This window comes from Plectonema radiosum NIES-515, assembly GCF_025753815.1.
In the GTDB taxonomy this organism is placed as follows: domain Bacteria; phylum Cyanobacteriota; class Cyanobacteriia; order Cyanobacteriales; family Nostocaceae; genus Hassallia; species Hassallia radiosum_A.
In genome coordinates this window covers 1-19,379 of sequence record NZ_JAOWRF010000002.1, presented here as the reverse complement: position 1 = coordinate 19,379, position 19,379 = coordinate 1, and the positions used below count along the sequence as shown (strand labels likewise).

Here is a 19,379-nt window from a genome sequence, read left to right as displayed (position 1 = left end):
CGCAGAGAAGCCGCTTTCTCCGTGCGGGGGTTCCCCCCCGTTGAGGCGACTGGCGCGACGCAGAGGACGCAGAGGAATAGAGTTTGAGAGAGTTTTTGCGCTCATTCCTGTGAATATCAAAAATTCCTGATGAGATATAAAAATCCTATATAATTTATCAGCACCTGTTCGTCTTTACTTCCATGAGGAGTCAGTTCACAACTAAAATAGGATTGTTATAAATTATGAAATTCGGTTTAATGTTTTTTGCTAGTAGTGAAGATGCTCTAGTTGGAGATAAATATAGCCTGATTATTGAAAGTGCTAAATTTGCTGATATTCATGGTTTTTCTAGTATTTGGACACCAGAAAGACACTTTACAAAATTTGGCAGTCTTTATCCCAATCCTGCTGTTTTAAATGCAGCATTGGCTAGAGAGACTCGGCAAATAAGGTTACAAGCTGGAAGTGTTGTTTTGCCTATTCATAATCCTATTAGAATTGCTGAAGACTGGGCTGTTGTTGATAATTTGTCCGCTGGTAGAGTTGGGATATCTTTTGCTTCCGGTTGGAATCCTAATGATTTTGTATTTTTTCCGGAAAAGTTTAAAGACCGTCATCAGGAACTATTTATTGGTATAGATATTATCCAAAAATTTTGGCGGGGTGAATTAATTTCCAGGACCAATGGAAACGGAAATCAGGTTAAAATCAGGATTTATCCAACACCAATTCAACCAGAACTTCCAATTTGGATTACTGCTGCTAGTAACCCTCAAACTTTTATTAAGGCAGGAGAAATTGGTGCTAATCTTTTAACTCATCTGCTCGATCAAGATATAGAAGAATTAGCCGATAAAATTTACCTTTATCGTCAAGCACGAACCAAGCATGGACACAATCCGGAAACAGGGATAGTGTCGATTATGTTACATACTTTTGTCGGTGATGATTTTAATGAAGTTAGGGAGCAAGTGCGTGTCCCTTATTGCGAATATCTCAAGTCTAATATTGGTCTACTTAAAGGTTTAGCCCAAAGTAGGAATTCGAGTATAGATATATCTAGTTTATCTGAAAAAGACCTTGATGATTTTGTTAACTTTTTGTTTGAAAGATTTGCCTCCGCTAGAGGACTAATTGGCACACCAAAAACATGTCTTGATTTACTCAATCAACTGGATAATATTGGAGTAGATGAAGTTTGTTGCTTACTTGACTTTGGAGCAAGTAAAAATCTCATTTTGTCACATCTACCTCATCTCAATCAACTTCGAGAACGCTATAACAATCAGGTAACTGATAAAAAAATCTCAGATGCCAAAACAAATATATTATTAAGTTCTACACCAAATGTTTTGCGAAAAGAGCAACTTCTTCCCCCAACAGAAGAAACACTCGAAGAAATTCGTAGGCGATGTCCAGATAGCAGAAGTGCAAAAGAATACTATAAAATCTTAAATAAGCATGGACTTCGGTTAGGAGTAACTTTTCAAGGTATAGAATATTTGTGGCTTGGGAAAGGAGAAGCTTTAGCACAAATAAAGCTTGATATTACAGAAACCAATTCCAATGACTTGATCAAAATTCGTCCAGTTCTTCTAGAAGCTTGTCATCAAGTTTTGGGTGCAATTTTACTTGATGAAATGCTTTCAAATCATGAGCCATTACTATATTTAGTCGTGGGGATTAGGAATTTTCAAGTCTACGAACCGATGAACGATCAGGTTTGGAGTTATGCAGTTTTGTCTTCTGTAGACACAGTTAAGAAATCAATTCAGGGGGATGTTCGCATATTCGATGAAAACGGAAAATTATTAGTAGAAGTTTCCGGTTTACAGATGCAGCGTGTTGAACATCTGAGCCATCAAACCAAGATTGAAGATAACTATGCAGATTGGTTTTATGAATTGCAATGGCAACCCAAGCCGTTGGAAAAATTAGAGTCTTCCTCGATTCGAGAACCAGGTAGTTGGATCGTCTTTGCCGATCGCCTGGGTATTGGTCAAATTCTTGCAGAACTTTTAGAAGCGGAAGGAGAAACCTGCTTTATAGTACATTATAGCAAAGAAGAGGGAATTTCTCAACCAGGTAAAATACTCCTCGATCCAAACGATCCTCAAGCAATGCAGGAACTAATCGAGCAGATGGGAACACAATACCCCTGCCGAGGTGTAGTGCATCTTTGGAGTTTGAATACTACACCGAGGGAGGAAACAACAATCTCTTCATTAGAGAAGGATTGGACTCTGACATTAACGAGTACGGTACGCTTAGTTCAATCGCTGACTCAAAGAAACGCATCTCATTTGCCCCTGCTTTGGTTAGTAACCCAAGGAACGCAAAAGACTGGTAGTGAAGCTGTTCCGTCAGCAATAGCCCAAGCTTTTACATGGGGACTGGGACGATCGCTTTCTACAGAAATGCCTCATATTTGGGGAGGACTGGTAGATATTGCTCACGAATTTTCTACAGATGCTGCGGCAAAGGCTTTGTTTGAACAAATTTGGCATCAAGATGGAGAGAGCCAAATTGCCCTCCGGTGCGATACTAGGTATGTTGCTCGGCTTGTTCCTAGCCAAAAAGTGCAAACAAATACACAATCGATCAGTTTGCACTCCAATGCAACATATCTGATTACAGGTGGTTTAGGACATTTAGGGCTGAAGACTGCCCGGTGGATGGTTGACAAAGGAGCGCGAAATATAGTATTGGTGGGACGGAGCGATGCTTCGAGTACTGCTCGGCAAGCGATCGCTCAACTAGAAGATAATGGTGCGAAAGTCTTAGTTGTCAAAGCTGATGTTAGCGTTGAAGGAGATATTGTCAGAATATTTGACAAAATTAAGGCATATTATCCACCACTTCGGGGAATTTTTCATGCTGCTGGTGTTGCTGCATTTCACCCCTTGCAGGATATGACACCTGAGTTGATCAAGTCTGTACTCGATCCCAAAGTATTAGGAACATGGAATTTACATCAAATCACATTAGGGATGAAGTTAGACTTTTTTGTTTGTATCTCCTCTATTGCATCAGTTTGGGGTTCTGAAGGACTAGGACATTATGCAGCCGCAAGCCACTTTCTTGATATATTTGCACATTATCGCCATAGTCTGAAATTACCTGCATTGACAGTTAATGTCGGGGCTTTAAGTGGTGGGGGAATGCATCATCACCAAGATTTTACCAGAGCCGAAAAGTTACTTGCTCAAATTGGTTTAAAATACTATTCTCCGGAAGATTTGCTGAAAACCGTGGAATATTGCTTAGAAAGAGGTGCGGCACAGCAAGTCATCATTGATATTGATTGGACTATTTTTAAACAATTATATGAATTACGAGAACGGAGAACCCTGCTGCAACAGATTTCAGTGCGATCGCTAAAGCCGTTTCAACGAGAAATAGGGCAACTGGGGGAGGTGTTACACCAATTAAAGGATGCATCCGGGAGCGATCGCTACGACCTTTTAGTAGCTTATTTACAGAGTAAAGTTGCCCTGATTTTAAAACTTAAAGATTCCCAATTTCCCACACCAGAACGAAATCTGATGGAGATGGGGATGGATTCTTTAACCGCAGTGGAATTAAAAAATCGACTTCAAAAGGAATTAGGCATAGATATTCCCATAATAAAATTTATCGGAGGAACGACTATTGCTGCTTTAGCTACTGAGTTAAACAAGCAGTTAACTCAAGGGGATAGGGAACGAGAAATTGAGTCTACTGGGGACGATAAAGTAAACCAAGCAAGCGAGCAGAATAGCGATTGGATTGAGGGGGAAATATGATTTTATCTGAATTTTTACAAGAAATTTCCATTAAAGGTTGGAAATTATGGAGCGAGGATGGACGGTTGCGTTATCGTGCCCCCAATAATGAAGCAACTTCCTCAGTATTAGAGCAACTTAAAGAGAATAAAGCAGAAATCCTGAATTTGCTGCAAGAGCAGCCTAATCTCTTGCAGGTTTATCCCCTTTCCTGGGGTCAGCGAGCGCTATGGTTCTTGTGGCAATTGGCACCAGAGAGTCCAGCGTATAACGTAGCTTTTAATTGTCGCATTTGCTCGGATGTAGATGTTGCAGCTTTAGAGAAAGTTTTTCAGGTATTGAGCGATCGCTATCCTATTTTACGTAGCAGTTTTCCAAATTTAGGCACAGAACCGATCCAGCAGGTTAATCTCGAACAGGCAGTAGACTTCCAACAGATCGATGCTACCAACAGTAGTGAGGAAGAACTGAAAAGTTTAGTTTTTGCAGCGTATGAATCCCCCTTTGATCTCGAACGGGGACCAGTCATGCGAGTGAGACTGTTTACCCGCTCCCAGCAAGAGCATATCCTGCTACTAGTTATTCACCATATTGTCGGTGAAGGTTGGTCAATCGGAATATTGCTGGATGAATTAAAGGTGCTTTATCCAGCATTCAGAACTGGTCGAGAGGTAACTCTTCCCCCTCCTGTACACTCCCATCAAGATTATGTGCGTTGGCAGAAGACAATAATTGAGAGTGCAGAGGGAGAGCGTCTGTGGAACTACTGGCAGCAACAACTTGCGGGAGAACTACCCGTGCTAAACTTGCCGACAGATAGACCCCGACCGATGGAACAAACCTACAATGGTGCTTCCTATCCCCTTTATCTGAGCGAAACCCTTAGCCAAAAACTAAAGGAACTGGCTCAGTCTGAGAGAACAACATTATACACGATTCTCCTGGCTGCTTTCCAGGTGCTACTGCATCGGTATACCGATCAAAATAATATTTTAGTCGGCTGTCCAACTGCAAGCAGATATCGTCCAGAATTTACGCAGATAGTCGGCTATTTGGTTAATCCTGTAGTCATGCGGGCAGATTTATCGGAAAATCCCAGCTTTAGAGAGTTTCTTGCTCAAGTTCGGAACACGGTTTTAGCAGCAATAGAGCATCAAGATTATCCCTTCCCACTGATTGTAGAACGGCTACAGCCCAGACGCGATATCAGTCGCTCACCGATCTTTCAAGCTTGTTTCGTCCTCCAAAAACTACAGCAAACACCCGATGTCCTCAAATTGTATTCCAGTCAAGTAAGCACCGCCGTAGAATGGGGGGGATTGGTGCTGAAACCTTATGAAATGCCACAACAGGAAGGGCAATTCGATTTGACTCTAGAGATAGCTGATGCGGATGCCTTTTTAGTTGGAGTCCTCAAATATAACGCTGACTTATTTAATGAGGACGCGATCGCTCGGATGACAGGTCATTTCCAAACCCTATTAGAAGGTATTGTAACTCACCCGGAACTATCAATCCGTCAATTACCACTACTGAGTGAGAAGCAGAAATACCAGTTATTAGTGGAGTGGAATGATACTGAGTGTGAATATCCCACTGATAAATGCATTCATCAATTGTTTGAGGAGCAGGTAGAGAAAACCCCCAATGCTCTAGCGGTGGTGTTTGAGAAGCAGCAATTGACCTACCAACAATTAAATCAAAGAGCGAATCAACTAGCATATTACCTGCAAAGCTTGGGAGTCAAACCAGAGGTGCTGGTAGGTATTTGTGTGGAACGTTCTGTGGAGATGGTGGTGGGATTGTTGGGTATACTTAAGGCTGGTGGTGCTTACGTACCATTAGATCCAACATATCCCCAAGAACGGCTGAGTTATATGTTGGCAGATTCGGGTGTTGAGGTGTTGTTAACCCAAGAATCGTTGGTGGAATCTTTACCATCACATACTGCACAAGTGGTTACTTTGGATACAGATTGGGACGCGATCGCTCAACACAGCCAAAATAATCTTGATGCTGGGGTAAGTTCTGATAATTTGGCTTATGTCATCTACACTTCTGGTTCTACTGGACAACCGAAGGGAGTCCAAATTACCCATCAGAATTTAGTCCATTCTACAAGCGATCGCCTTAAATATTATCAAAACTATCAAAAAATTGTTAACGGCTTTTTATTACTTTCTTCTTTTGCCTTTGACAGTTCTGTGGCTGGTATTTTCTGGACTCTTTGCTGTGGAGGAAAATTAATCTTACCTCAGGAAGGCTTGCAGCGAGAAATACCAAAAATCATAGATTTAATTACACATCATGAAGTCTCTCATTTCCTCTGTCTTCCTTCTCTCTATACCCTGATTTTGGCACAGTCTCAAGAAAGAGAATTGGTGCCTTTAAAAGTAATTATTGTTGCTGGTGAAGCTTGTTCCAGCAACCTGGTAAAACAACACTGGCAACAGTTACCAGAAAGTTATTTATTTAATGAATACGGTCCGACAGAAGCAACAGTATGGAGTACAGTCTATTATTGTCAGTCTCCAGATATTATAAAAGTACCAATTGGTTGTGCGATCGCCAATACACAAATTTACATTCTTGATGCTGATCTTCAACCTGTTCCCATAGGTGTCAGGGGAGAAATTTACATTGGTGGTCCTGGTTTAGCACGAGGCTATCTTCACCGTCCCGATTTGACACAAGAGAAATTCATCCCCAACCCCTTCAAAAATTCAAAATATAAACGCTTATATAAAACTGGGGATTTAGCTCGCTACCTCCCAAATCAAAATATCGAGTATTTAGGACGTATAGATAACCAAGTCAAAATTCGCGGATTCCGGATTGAACTTGGAGAAATTGAGGCAGTACTTAATCAACACCCTGATGTCAACTCTTGTGTCACTATCGTTCGTGAAGATATTCCTGGTAACAAACGCTTAGTTGCCTATGTAGTTACTAGAAATGAATCACTCACCACCTACCAACTGCGGGAATTCCTCAGACAAAAACTACCAGAATACATGGTGCCTTCTGCCTTTGTCGTGTTAGACACCCTACCGTTAACACCCAACGGCAAAATAGACCGCTCTTCACTACCAGCAACTGATGGGGAAATCACCAGAGAACATGAATACGTAGCACCAAGTACAGCTATAGAACAAATCTTAACCAACATTTGGCAAGAACTGCTGCTCAAAGAAAAAGTCAGTATCCACGACAACTTTTTTGAAATCGGTGGTGATTCCATCCTGAGCATTCAAGTAGTTTCTCGTGCCAAAAATTCAGGAGTAAAAATTACTCCCAAACAAATATTCCAAAATCAAACCATAGCGGAATTAGCCACAGTTGCCAATACAACAGTTAGCGTAACTGCTCAACAAGGTATAGTGACTGGAGTTGCACCCCTAACACCAATTCAACACTGGTTCTTGGGACAAAATCCCGAAGAAGCACACCATTATAACCAGTCAGTTTTATTGCAGATTCCCAAGAGGGTGCAAAGTGAATTAATCGAATTAGCCTGGAAAAAATTAATAGAGCATCACGATGCGCTGCGTTTACGATTCACATCAGAAGCATCTGAACACAAACAAATAAATCAGAGCAAAGATGATAGAGTACCATTTTCCGTAGTCGATTTATCATCAATACCTAGACTCTCACAACCACAAGCCTTAACAAAAATCGCCACAGAATTTCAAGCCAGTTTAAACTTGTCCACAGGACCGATAATGCAAGTGGTGATGTTTAACTTGGGTAGTGAATGTGATGCCCGTTTACTAATTATTATTCATCACTTAGTAGTAGATGGTGTAAGTTGGCGAATTTTATTATCAGACCTAGAAATAATTTATCAACAACTAGTCGCTCAAAAACCGATACAACTAAGTCCCAAAACAACAGCATTTATTGATTGGGCAGAGCAATTAAACAATTATGCACAATCAGAAATTATCAAACAAGAGTTAGAATATTGGCTTAACCAACCTTGGTCTCAGACAACACCACTACCATTAGATTATGCAGAAAATACAGTTGGTAGTGCTGCTTCTGTGTCAGTGAAATTGAGTGTAGAAGAAACCCGCACTCTGTTATTGTCAGTAAATGAGGCTTACAACACACAAGTTAACGATATACTCGTAAGTGCATTAGTACAAACATTAGCAGAGTGGACGGGAAATTCCACGGTACTAATTGACTTGGAGGGACATGGTAGAGAAGAACTATTTGCGGATGTAGACTTATCACGGACTGTAGGTTGGTTTACCAGTGTGTTTCCCGTATTATTGCAATTACCAAAATTAGACCAACCAGCAGAAGTTATCAAGTCAATTAAAGAACAATTACGAGTCATTCCCAATCGGGGAATTGGCTACGGTATTTTGCGTTACTTGTGTGAAACTCCTACTATTCATGAACAACTACAGACTATTCCGACTCCAGGAATTAGTTTTAACTATCTAGGACAATTTGACCAAGTACAATCACAAACTGGTTGGAAATTTGCACCTGAATCCACTGGAGCTAACAAAAGTTCAAAGCAAACTCGTGACCATCTATTAGATATTGATGCTCTGGTGGTAGAAGGTGAATTACAAATTGATTGGACTTACAGTAGTAATGTTCATACTCGTTCGACAGTGGAGAATTTGGCACAGAGCTATATTCAAGCAATCAGGTCAATAATAGAACATTGTCAGTCAGAAGATGCTTTTGGATATACACCGTCAGATTTCCCAGATGCACAGTTGAATCAATTAGAAGTTGATGAATTACAGCTTTCGATCAAATCTAAAAATATTGATTCAATTTATCCACTTTCTCCCACGCAACAAGGGATGCTGTTCCACAGTCTTTATGCTCCGGAAAGTGGGGTGTATTTTGAACAGTTGACCTTGAATTTGCAGGGTAATATCAATGTTGCTGCTTTTGAATCTGCTTGGCAAAAAGTTGTAGATAGACATTCAATTTTACGTACATTCTTTGTTTGGGAAAATCGCCAAACTCCATTACAAGTGGTGTTGAAACAGGTGGATTTACCTTGGAGTAATCTTAATTGGCTTTCGTTATCACCAACTCTTCAACAACAGCAATTTTTAGAGTTGTTGCAAACACAAAGAGAGCATGGTGTTCAATTCAACCAAGCACCATTGATGAAATGTACGTTAATTAAACTAAGTGATGATAGTTATAAATTTATTTGGAGCTTCCACCACATCCTGATGGATGGATGGTGTTTACCCATTATCTTTAAAGAAGTTTTAAGTTTCTACGAGGCTGAACTTCGAGGTGAAACTTGTTATTTGCCAACACCATCTCCCTACCGTAATTATATCGCGTGGTTGAATTCTCAAGACAAAAAAGCTGCTTCTGAATTTTGGCGACAAACTTTGCACGATTTTAGCGCTCCCACTCCTCTATTAGTAGATAAAACTCAGTATCAAAATCAGCCGCAAGACTCGAATTACTTTGAACTTGAATTACGTTTGTCTGCTGAATTGAGCCGTGAGTTACAATATGCAGCACAACAACATCATGTGACTTTAGCAACTATAATCCAAGCTGCTTGGGCAATACTCTTAAGTCGTTATAGTGGTGAAAAAGATATAGTATTTGGTGTGACTGTTTCTGGTCGGACTCCCAGTTTGTCTGGGGTGGAAAATATGGTGGGATTGTTTATCAATACCTTACCATTACGTCTTTTAATATCCCCCCAGGAGCAACTAATACCTTGGCTGGAACAAATACAACAGTTAATGTTGGAATTACAGCATTACTCTTACACTCCCCTTGTTGATATTCAAGCCATGAGCGAGATATCTGGGGGAATGCCTTTGTTTGAGAGTATTGTGGTGTTTGAGAATTATCCAGTTAATAGTTCTTTGTTCAATCAAAATGGTTCGCTACAGTTAAGCGAGATAAAGAGTTTTGAACAAACGAATTATCCACTGACTGTAGTTGCAGTGCCTGGAGAGCAGTTGTTAATTAAGATTAGTTACGATACTGTTCGGTTTGAAGAAGATGCGATCGCACGGATGTTAGGACATCTGCAAACCATTTTCTCAGCAATTGTCGAAAATCCTCAACAAACTGTGGGTGAATTACCGCTATTAAGTGAAGCAGAACGTCACCAGTTATTAGTGGAGTGGAATGATACTGAGTGTGAATATCCCACTGATAAATGCATTCATCAATTGTTTGAGGAGCAGGTAGAGAAAACCCCCAATGCTCTAGCGGTGGTGTTTGAGAAGGAGCAGTTGACCTACCAGCAATTAAATCAAAGAGCGAATCAACTAGCACATCACCTGCAAAGCTTGGGAGTCAAACCAGAGGTGCTGGTAGGTATTTGTGTGGAACGTTCTGTGGAGATGGTGGTGGGATTATTGGGTATACTTAAGGCTGGTGGTGCTTATGTACCATTAGATCCAACATATCCCCAAGAACGGCTGAGTTATATGTTGGCAGATTCGGATGTTGAGGTGTTGTTAACCCAAGAATCGTTGCTGGAATCTTTGCCATCACATACTGCACAAGTGGTTACTTTGGATACAGATTGGGACGCGATCGCCCAACACAGCCAAAAGAATCTTGATGCTGGGGTAAGTTCTGATAATTTGGCTTATGTTATCTACACTTCTGGTTCTACTGGACAACCAAAGGGTGTTTTAGTTGAGCACAGAAACGTGGTTCGTTTATTCGCAGCCACTCAGCCTTGGTATCACTTTAATGCAAATGATGTTTGGACTAATTTCCACTCCATTGCTTTTGACTTTTCTGTGTGGGAAATTTGGGGAGCCTTATTTTATGGTGGACGCCTTGTAATTGTCCCCTACTGGATAAGTCGAGATCCTAAAACCTTCTACGACTTGTTGTGTTCAGAAAATGTAACAGTACTCAACCAAACCCCATCGGCTTTTTGCCAACTGATTTCAGTAGAACAATCTGACGACACACAACCACAACTAAGTTTACGGCTAGTTATTTTTGGTGGGGAAGCCCTGGAGTTACAAAGCTTAAAACCTTGGTTTGAACGACACGGCGATCAAAGTCCACAATTAGTAAATATGTACGGTATTACAGAAACAACTGTGCATGTTACTTATCGACCCCTAACAATTAAAGACCTTAACAGCAGTACCAGTGTGATTGGTTGTCCAATTGCCGATTTACAAATGTATATCCTCGATGACAACTTACAACCAGTGCCAATTGGGGTTAAAGGGCAAATGTATGTTGGGGGATATGGTTTAGCACGAGGTTACTTGAATCGTCAGCAGTTGACGACAGAACGTTTTATTTCTAATCCATTTAACGATCAACTAGAAGGTCGGCTTTATCAGACGGGAGATTTAGCTCGCTATTTGCCCAATGGTGATATTGAGTATCTCGGTCGCATTGATGACCAGGTGAAGGTTCGCGGCTTCCGCATTGAATTGGGTGAAGTGGAAGCGGTGTTAAACAAACACCCACAGTTAAGCCAAGCGGTGGTAACAGTGCAAGGAAACGCAGCCAATGAAAAGCGACTGGTCGGCTATGTAATTCCAAAACAGTCCGAGATAGTAACAACCGAGCAGTTGCGCTCTTTTCTGTTGCAGAAGTTACCTACTTACATGATTCCGTCAGCATTTGTGACTTTAGAATCTCTGCCCTTGACTCCCAATCAGAAGATCGATCGCCGTGCTTTACCTATACCAGATTTGGAGCCAAGTCGCTCAGATGAGTATGTAGTGCCCCGCAATCCCACAGAAGAAATTATTGCTAATATCTTTGCCTCAGTTTTAAAACTGGAACAGGTGGGAATTTACAACAACTTTTTTGAACTTGGTGGACATTCCCTACTAGCAACTCAAGTTGTCTCTCGCTTGCGGTCAAGCTTCCAAGTTGAGGTGCCCTTACGCACTTTATTTGAAACACCGACCGTTGCCGAACTCGCTCAAGCTATCTGGGCACTGCGTCAGACTGCTTCAGGAATAGTAGTTCCTCGGATTGAGGCAGTAACTATGAATACTGAGAGTTTGCCCCTATCTTGGGCGCAAGAACGGCTATGGTTTTTAGACCAACTAGAATCGGACAGTGCTACCTACAATATGCCAGCTGCGTTGCAAATATCTGGAGCGCTTAATGTAGAAGCCTTGGAGCAGGCTCTAACTGAAATTATCCAACGCCACTCGGTTCTGCGTACAAGTTTTGCAACGGTCAACGGGACTCCAATGCAAGCGATCGCCACTCCCACAGCAGTTACCATTCCCGTTGTAGATTTGCGCCCAGCAACAACTATGGAGCAACCTGCTTGGGTACAATCGGAGGCAACCCAAGAAGCCCAGCAACCCTTTGACCTTGCTAACGGTTCCCCAATCCGCTTTAAACTTTTGCAACTGGCAGAGCAAAGTCACGTACTGCTAGTAACTTTACATCATATAGTTTTCGATGCTTGGTCAATCAGCATTTTTGTTCGAGAACTGATTGCTTTGTATGAAGCAGCCTTGCATCAACAACCTTGTGTGTTGCCCGCCTTACCAATCCAGTATACTGATTTCGCGTGCTGGCAGCGACAATGGCTTCAGGGAGAAATTTTAGAAACCCAACTGAGCTATTGGAAGCAGCAACTTGGTGGTAATTTACCAGTACTACAGCTACCTATTGATTACCCCCATTCACCAACGCAGAATTATCAAGGAGCACAGCAAGTTCTACGTTTGCCCAAGTCTGTTACCACCGCAGTTAAAACTTTGAGCAGGCAAGAGGGAGTCACTGTGTTTATGACCTTGTTGGCTGCATTCAAAGTATTACTGTCCCGGCACACTGGACAGGAAGATATTATTGTCGGTTCACCGATTGCAGGTCGTAACCACTTAGGAACTGAAGAGCTAATTGGCTGTTTTTTAAACACTCTACCCTTACGCACTGACTTGTCAGGAAATCCTAGCTTTCGGCAATTGTTGACAAAAGTGCGTGAAGTTACACTCTCAGCTTATAGCCATCAAGACATTCCTTTTGAAAAGTTGGTAGAAGAACTGCGTCCGGAACGCTCATTAAGTCGGCATCCATTGTTTGATGTTACCTTCAACACGATCAATACGCCGGAGGTAGCACTGGAAATTCCCGGCTTGACTTTTGAGCCGTTGGAGCTAACACAGTTGGAGTCAAAATTCTTTTTGACAGTATACGTTCAAGAGGTGGCAGAGGAACTCAACATAATCGTGGTGTATCGGCAGAACCTTTTCTCATCCGAACGTATGACTGTTTTTTTGGAACAGTTTGAGCATTTAGTGCAACAAATCGTGGCTGAACCTGAGCGTTCCCTTCAATCTTATTCTCTAATTACACCACTGTCGCGCTCCTTGTTGCCAGATCCGAGTGCTGGGCTTGATCAACCTCACTACGAACCAGTGACTGCTCTCTTTGCTGCTTGGGCACAGCAAGCACCAGAGCAATCAGCTATCCGTCAGAATGGTCAGACGTGGACTTATCAGGAATTGTCCCAAAGTGCCCATACTATTGCAGAGGTTCTCTTAAGTTGCGGTGTGCAACCTGGAGATGTCGTAGCTGTGTGCGGTTCGAGGAGCTTCGGACTGATTGCCAGTATGCTTGGGGTATTCTTCAGCGGTGCTGTGTTGCTCCTGCTTGATTTAAACCTTCCAACTCATCGTCAGCAACTGATGATAGAGGAGGCTGAAGCTAAGTATCTCTTGAATGTGGACATTGGGTCAAAACAAGTACATCTGACAGAAAGCTTCTTAGAGATTATTGATGTTGATCCACAGACTGCAACAACAATTTTACCAAAAACCAGCTGCTGTTTGCCAACTCTGACTCCAGAGCATAGAGCTTACATCTTCTTCACCTCTGGTAGCACAGGGACACCGAAAGGAGTGTTGGGGACTCACAAAGGTATTTCCCATTTTCTTGACTGGCAACGCCAAACTTTTGAGATTGGTACTTTTGACCGAGTTGCCCAATTAACTAGTCTCACTTTTGATGCTATCCTCAGAGATGTTTTTCTGCCTTTGACCAGTGGAGCAACACTATGTTTGCCTGACTCGGACTCGGACTTAGGGTCAGATTGGGTGTTAAGCTGGTTGGAAAAAGAGCAAATCACTGTAGTACACACAGTTCCTCCGGTGGCGCAGTCGTGGCTAACACAAGTACCATTCGGAATTCACTTAAGGTCGTTGCGCTGGATTTTCTTTTCTGGAGAACCTTTAACTGGGACGTTCGTTCAACAATGGCGACAGACTTTTCCAGAAGCTGGGCAGGTGGTAAATCTCTATGGAGCAACAGAGACTACAATGGTCAAATGCTTCTACAGAGTGCCTAGTGAGATTCCAACAGGTATTATGCCAGGGGGTTGGGCGCTTCCCTACACGCAAGTATTAGTATTAAATTCAACTAAGCAGTTGTGTGGAATTGGTGAAATAGGGGAAATTATTATACGCACTCCCTTCCGCACTTTAGGCTATATTAATGCGACATCCGAACAACAGCAACGGTTTGTGCCCAACCATGACGGCAGTGACCCAGAGGATTTGTTCTACTATACTGGCGACAAGGGACGCTATCGTCCGGATGGAGCCGTTGAAGTTTTGGGTCGATTGGACGACCAAATTAAGATTCACGGAATACGGATTCAACCTGCGGAAATTGAAACGGTATTGAACGAGCACCCAGCTGTGGCAGAAAGTGTGGTGATTGCCACACAACTCTCAGATGAGGATAAACGCTTAGTTGCCTATGTAGTTGCCAAACTAAATCAAATATTAACTCTTAAAGACCTGCGCTACTTTCTCAAACAGCGGTTGCCGGAGTTTCTGATGCCATCAGCCTTTGTTGTGTTAGACGCTTTGCCACTAACTGCTAGTGGTAAAGTCAATCGTCGTGCTCTACCTACCCCATCTCAAGAAGTAGGTTCGAGTGCTAGCAATATTAAACCTCGTACCCCGACTGAGGAAGTGATTGTCAGTATCTTTGCAGCAATTCTGAAAATTCAGCACCTAAGTGTTGATGATAACTTCTTTGAACTTGGAGGGCATTCTTTACTTGCGACTCAAGTTGCTTCTCGCTTGCGGGAGGCACTCAAAGTAAATCTGCCTCTACGAACTTTATTTGAGGCACCAACTCCTGCTGAACTAGCTGTAGCCATTGAAAAAATTAAAGTGACTGGAGGTGCTGAAATTGACACACCTAAAATCACAAAGATTTCTCGCGATCGACACCGAGTTCAAGTCTCCTCTCAAGAGGAGTTAACACTTCCGGATGCTGTAAGGCAGGAGATTTTCAAACCAGAAAGTAAACATTAATTGTACGAATTTTAGACATGGAAATTATTTTGGTAGAGATATGTTAGGAATCGTAGGTGGAATGGGTCCTTTAGCATCAGCAGAATTTATCAAGACAATATATCAACATAATCTTGGAGAAAGAGAACAAGAAGCACCTAAAGTTATTCTTTATTCCGACCCAACTTTTCCTGATAGAAGTGAGGTCTTACTAAAAGGAGAGTATAGTTTACTACTTGAACACTTAACTAATGCCTTGTACCAATTATGTGAGTTGCAGGTTTCTAAGATCGTCATCTGTTGTATCACATCGCATTACCTCTTACCCCAACTTCCAAGCCATCTGAAAGAGCGACTAATCTCGCTTATAGATATTATTCTGAATGAGGTCTTAGAACGAAAACAAAACTATTTATTATTGTGTACGAATGGAACACGAAAACTAAAAATATTCCAAAACAATAGTCTGTGGGAGCTTGCGGAAAAACGCATTGTCCTTCTTGATGATAAAGACCAAGATACTATCCACAAAACGATTTATCAAATTAAGAACCATAATTATTCGTTTCAATCCGATATTACCTTTTTAGAGAGACTGATGAAAAAGTACAAAACAGATTGTTTGATAGCAGGCTGCACAGAAATTCATTTACTAAATAAATACTTTATATCAGAAGAAAATTCAAGTAATCATATCTTTTTAGATCCTTTGACCATTGTTGCTCAAAAGTTGAGAAGTGCTGTTTTAAATACTCATGACAATAAACAGTATTCTCAAATTAGTTACGGGTTATTAAGTAGGTGGACTGAATAAAATATAGTAGACATCTCCAGAGTCATACGTAGAGACGTAGCTAGCTTACGTCTCTACAAGGGTTTAGGGGATCGTGTACGCACTGACAATCACCGCAGCACTGCCAACAGATGATGTGCAGTAACGGGTCAATTACCCGCACGTCTGCAATTACCATGAAACTGCGGCACCTAACGGTTCTAATGAGACGGGTGTTTTTTTTGTCATTGAATCGTCTTCGCCGATTGGTAAAATAAAAGCGATCGCGATTTTTCAATATCAAGTGCCTGATTTTTAAATGCTTCTGCTGTTGGAAAACATCCTCAGAGACGTAGCAGTGCTACGTCTCTACATTCATTTTCACGACGTTAGTCCACTAGACATCTCCGAAAAAGAATTATTGTGACTTCGGACCATCGCGTCTCTTGGGGTTTGGATAACGCATATTTAATTGTTGGAGATGTCTACTAATTAACATGAGCACAATTAGTACTTACGCACTCCTTCACGAAAGTTTGTAGTAAGCGGTTTTAGGCTTTGAATTTGAGCGATAAATCGCTCACTACAAACGCATTAAAATGAGCCGCTCTGGCAAAACTTGGGAACGGGTTAACCTTGGTAGGGGTTGCCTAATTTATCTATAAACACGTTATGAGAAAATGGCAAACGACCGGGATTAAGACGTGGTTCGGCTGCATAACCAACAGGAACAACAACAGCGATCGCTAAATCTGGTTCGTTCGCAGCACCAATCACTTCTTTTACTTTGTCTTCAATCCAGCCATTCATAAAACAGGTGGACAAACCTAAACTTTCGGCTGCTAATACTAAATGTGTCGCTGCAATCATCGCATCTTTGATGGCGTATTCTCGCCGTTTGTCTCCAAGTGCGCCATGAAACTGAGGAATAGCTGTTTTAAAATAGTTTACCGTGCCTTCATTCCAAGCGCCAGTTTGTAATCCCTGCTCAAAAACTGGGGTTAAGTCTTTTTCCCCTGCGTAGGGATCGCAAGCAAAGACAAAACTAACAGGTGCTTGGATGATTTGTTGTTGATTCCAAGATGCTGCACATAAAGCTGCTCTTTGCGCTTCATCTTGCACAAGCACAATTCGCCAATCTTGAATATTATAGCTGCTGGGTGCGGCTACGGTTAACTCAACTAGTTGATGCAGCAGTTCTTTTGATATGGGGTCTGATTTGAAACTTTTGATCGAACGACGTTGAGCGATCGCGCTCGGTACATCTAGAGATTGAACTTGCGTGATTGGATTCATATATTTATGGGATAATAATCCAGCAAAGTCAGCACAAAGCAAGAAATTAACTAGTTTCCCAGGCTTTGTTTAAAAGTTGCAGCTTTTTACAGCCAACTTGCATATTGTATCGGCAATGTAGCAATATTTTTCTTGCGAAGTTCTTGGGCAGCGTGATAAGCCCAGTAAGGGTCACGTAATGATTCCCTTGCTAATAGTACAATATCTGCACGATTATTGCGGATAATTTCATCGGCTTGCATGGGGCTGGTAATCAAACCCACAGCACCGGTGGCAATGTCGGCATTGTTACGAATCTTTTCAGAAAAGGGAATTTGCCAACCAGAACCAAAGGGAATGTTTTTGTTATCGTTTGTGTTGAAACCCGAACTACAATCAATCAAATCGACACCTTCAACTTTCAGCTTTTTCGACAATTCCACCGAATCATCAATTGTCCAACCGCCTTCTACCCAATCAGAACATGATAATCTGGCAGTTAAGGGCAGGCGATCGGGCCATACTTCCCTGACAGCGCTTGTTGTTTCTAACAAAAAGCGAATTCTATTTTCAAAGCTCCCACCATACTCATCTGTACGTTTGTTAGATAGCGGTGAATAAAAGCTGTGTGCTAAATAACCGTGGGCAAAATGTAATTCTAACCATTCATATCCAGCTTCAAGCGATCGCACTGCCGCACTACGAAAATCATCCTGTATTTGCTGAATATCTTGGCGTGTCATTTCATTGGGAACTCGCCATAATTTATCATCATCAAAGGCGATCGCGCTTGGTGCGATTGTCTCCCAACCACCTTCAGAATCTTTAAGGGAATTATCACCTTCCCACGGACGCGCTGCGCTGGCTTTTCGTCCTGCGTGGGCTAGCTGAATCCCTGGTACTGCACCATGTTCTTTGATAAACTTGTTGATGCGGTGTAGGGGTTCAATGTGTTTGTCTGACCAAATTCCCGCATCTTTTGGTGTGATGCGTCCTCGCGGTTCCACAGCGGTAGCCTCGGCGATAATTAATCCTGCACCACCTACTGCACGCGAACCAAGATGAACTAAATGGAAATCGTTAGCCATTCCATCATCGGAACTATATTGACACATCGGCGAAATCCCGATGCGATTACGTAATTTTACGTCTTTGAGTTGATAAGAATCGAATAAGTGTGGCATGATTTTTCCCCCGTGTTTTTGTTAGTCAAGATGAAGCGATCGCCTGTGCAATCATCACCATGAAAACTTTGTCTGATTCACGTTAGTAGAATAGTTTAACTAGCGATCGCTGGATAGTCTGTGTATCCTTTTTAACCACTACCATAAAAATGGGATGGGGGGATGGGGGGGAGAAAGAATTGTCCCCCTAGTCCTCCTTGTCCCCCTTGTCCTCCCAGTCCCCAGTCCCCAGTCCCTAGTCCCTAGTCCCCAGATACTGTGCTAAAGTTTTAGTCAAAGTTGTTTTGGGTACTGCACCTACAACCGTATCTACTTGCCGACCACCTTTAAAGACTAATAGTGTGGGAATGCTGCGAATTCCATAATGGCTAGCGACGGTGGGATTTTCATCTGTGTTCAGTTTCACCACTTTCACCAGTCCTACATGTTCACCAGCAAACTCATCGACTACTGGAGCCACCATGCGACAAGGACCGCACCAAGGTGCCCAAAAGTCCACTAACACGGGAATTTGACTTTCTAGGACTTCTTGCTTAAAGGTTGCTTCTGTTACGTTTGTAACGGATGACATAGCTGTCCTCCTGTAAGATTCGTTAATTCGATATAATCGAATAACTACAATATAGTTTATTTTCCGAGATAGTGCAACTATGAGATTTCTTTATCACCCAGACCAAAAAGATATTTATTTATCAGGAGTGTTGTATGCTTTAGGCGATCCGGTAAGGCTGGAGATTGTGCGGTTGCTTGCGAGTGTGGGAGCGCAACCGTGTGCGGGGTTTGATTTTGCGATCGCCAAATCTACGATGTCCAATCACTTTAAAATTTTGCGGGAATCGGGGGTAGTCTTCACGCACAAAGAAGGCACACAGCATATTAACACGCTGCGGCGCGAGGAAATAAACGAATTGTTTCCGGGGTTGTTGGATGCGGTATTGCGATCGGCTCAACCGATGCAAATTTGTCAACACGAAACTGCGGTGAAAAGTGTTTCACTTTAGATATGGGGAATTGGGAATTGGGAATTGGGCATGGGGAAGCGTGGTGTGGGGGAATGGGGGAGAGAGTATTAAATTTTGAATTCTCCTTATTTGCTTGTCTGTTTGTCCCCAAGTCCCCAAGTCGTCCCCCC

Annotated in this window: 7 protein-coding genes; 4 read left to right on the top strand and 3 right to left on the bottom strand. The window is 42.1% G+C overall.

Features of this window, described 5'->3' with window-relative positions:
- The first annotated feature begins 224 nt into the window (after positions 1–224).
- From OGM63_RS00330 to OGM63_RS00320, 3 genes are read left to right on the top strand one after another with little or no spacing between them, the layout of a single operon-like run.
- Positions 225–3,767, top strand: a complete 3,543-nt coding sequence (locus OGM63_RS00330; protein ID WP_263743502.1) for a type I polyketide synthase — start codon at positions 225–227, stop codon at positions 3,765–3,767.
- Positions 3,764–15,037 carry a non-ribosomal peptide synthetase gene (locus OGM63_RS00325; RefSeq protein ID WP_263743501.1) on the top strand — a complete coding sequence of 3,758 codons (11,274 nt, stop codon included), beginning with the start codon at positions 3,764–3,766 and terminating at the stop codon, positions 15,035–15,037. The genes OGM63_RS00330 and OGM63_RS00325 overlap by 4 nt, the downstream gene beginning before the upstream one ends.
- 40 nt (positions 15,038–15,077) lie before the next feature.
- A complete protein-coding gene (locus OGM63_RS00320; RefSeq protein WP_263743500.1) occupies positions 15,078–15,830 on the top strand; it encodes an aspartate/glutamate racemase family protein in 753 nt (250 codons plus the stop codon).
- 588 nt (positions 15,831–16,418) lie between these two features.
- Here the strand turns inward: OGM63_RS00320 and OGM63_RS00315 are convergent.
- From OGM63_RS00315 to trxA, 3 genes are all read right to left on the bottom strand, one after another.
- Positions 16,419–17,084: a nitroreductase family protein gene (locus OGM63_RS00315; protein ID WP_263743499.1), complete on the bottom strand. Its 666-nt coding sequence runs from the start codon at positions 17,082–17,084 to the stop codon at positions 16,419–16,421.
- A gap of 86 nt (positions 17,085–17,170) precedes the next feature.
- Complete coding sequence (locus OGM63_RS00310) at positions 17,171–18,247, bottom strand: NADH:flavin oxidoreductase/NADH oxidase (protein WP_263743498.1); 1,077 nt, start codon at positions 18,245–18,247, stop codon at positions 17,171–17,173.
- A gap of 235 nt (positions 18,248–18,482) precedes the next feature.
- The gene (gene trxA, locus OGM63_RS00305) at positions 18,483–18,818 is read right to left on the bottom strand and encodes a thioredoxin (RefSeq protein WP_263743497.1); all 336 of its coding nucleotides are present in this window, start codon (positions 18,816–18,818) and stop codon (positions 18,483–18,485) included.
- A 79-nt stretch (positions 18,819–18,897) separates the two neighbouring features.
- Between trxA and OGM63_RS00300 the strand changes: the two genes are divergently transcribed.
- Entirely contained in the window at positions 18,898–19,248 is a 351-nt protein-coding gene (locus OGM63_RS00300; protein WP_263743496.1) for an ArsR/SmtB family transcription factor, read from the top strand.
- Positions 19,249–19,379 lie beyond the last annotated feature (131 nt).

Bases quoted from the DNA above. Each gene is read 5' to 3' on its own strand.
- OGM63_RS00300 (WP_263743496.1), top strand. From the start codon at position 18,898: ATGAGATTTCTTTATCACCCAGACCAAAAAGATATTTATTTATCAGGA.
- OGM63_RS00310 (WP_263743498.1), bottom strand. From the start codon at position 18,247: ATGCCACACTTATTCGATTCTTATCAACTCAAAGACGTAAAATTACGT.
- OGM63_RS00315 (WP_263743499.1), bottom strand. From the start codon at position 17,084: ATGAATCCAATCACGCAAGTTCAATCTCTAGATGTACCGAGCGCGATC.
- OGM63_RS00325 (WP_263743501.1), top strand. From the start codon at position 3,764: ATGATTTTATCTGAATTTTTACAAGAAATTTCCATTAAAGGTTGGAAA.
- OGM63_RS00330 (WP_263743502.1), top strand. From the start codon at position 225: ATGAAATTCGGTTTAATGTTTTTTGCTAGTAGTGAAGATGCTCTAGTT.
- OGM63_RS00320 (WP_263743500.1), top strand. From the start codon at position 15,078: ATGTTAGGAATCGTAGGTGGAATGGGTCCTTTAGCATCAGCAGAATTT.
- trxA (WP_263743497.1), bottom strand. From the start codon at position 18,818: ATGTCATCCGTTACAAACGTAACAGAAGCAACCTTTAAGCAAGAAGTC.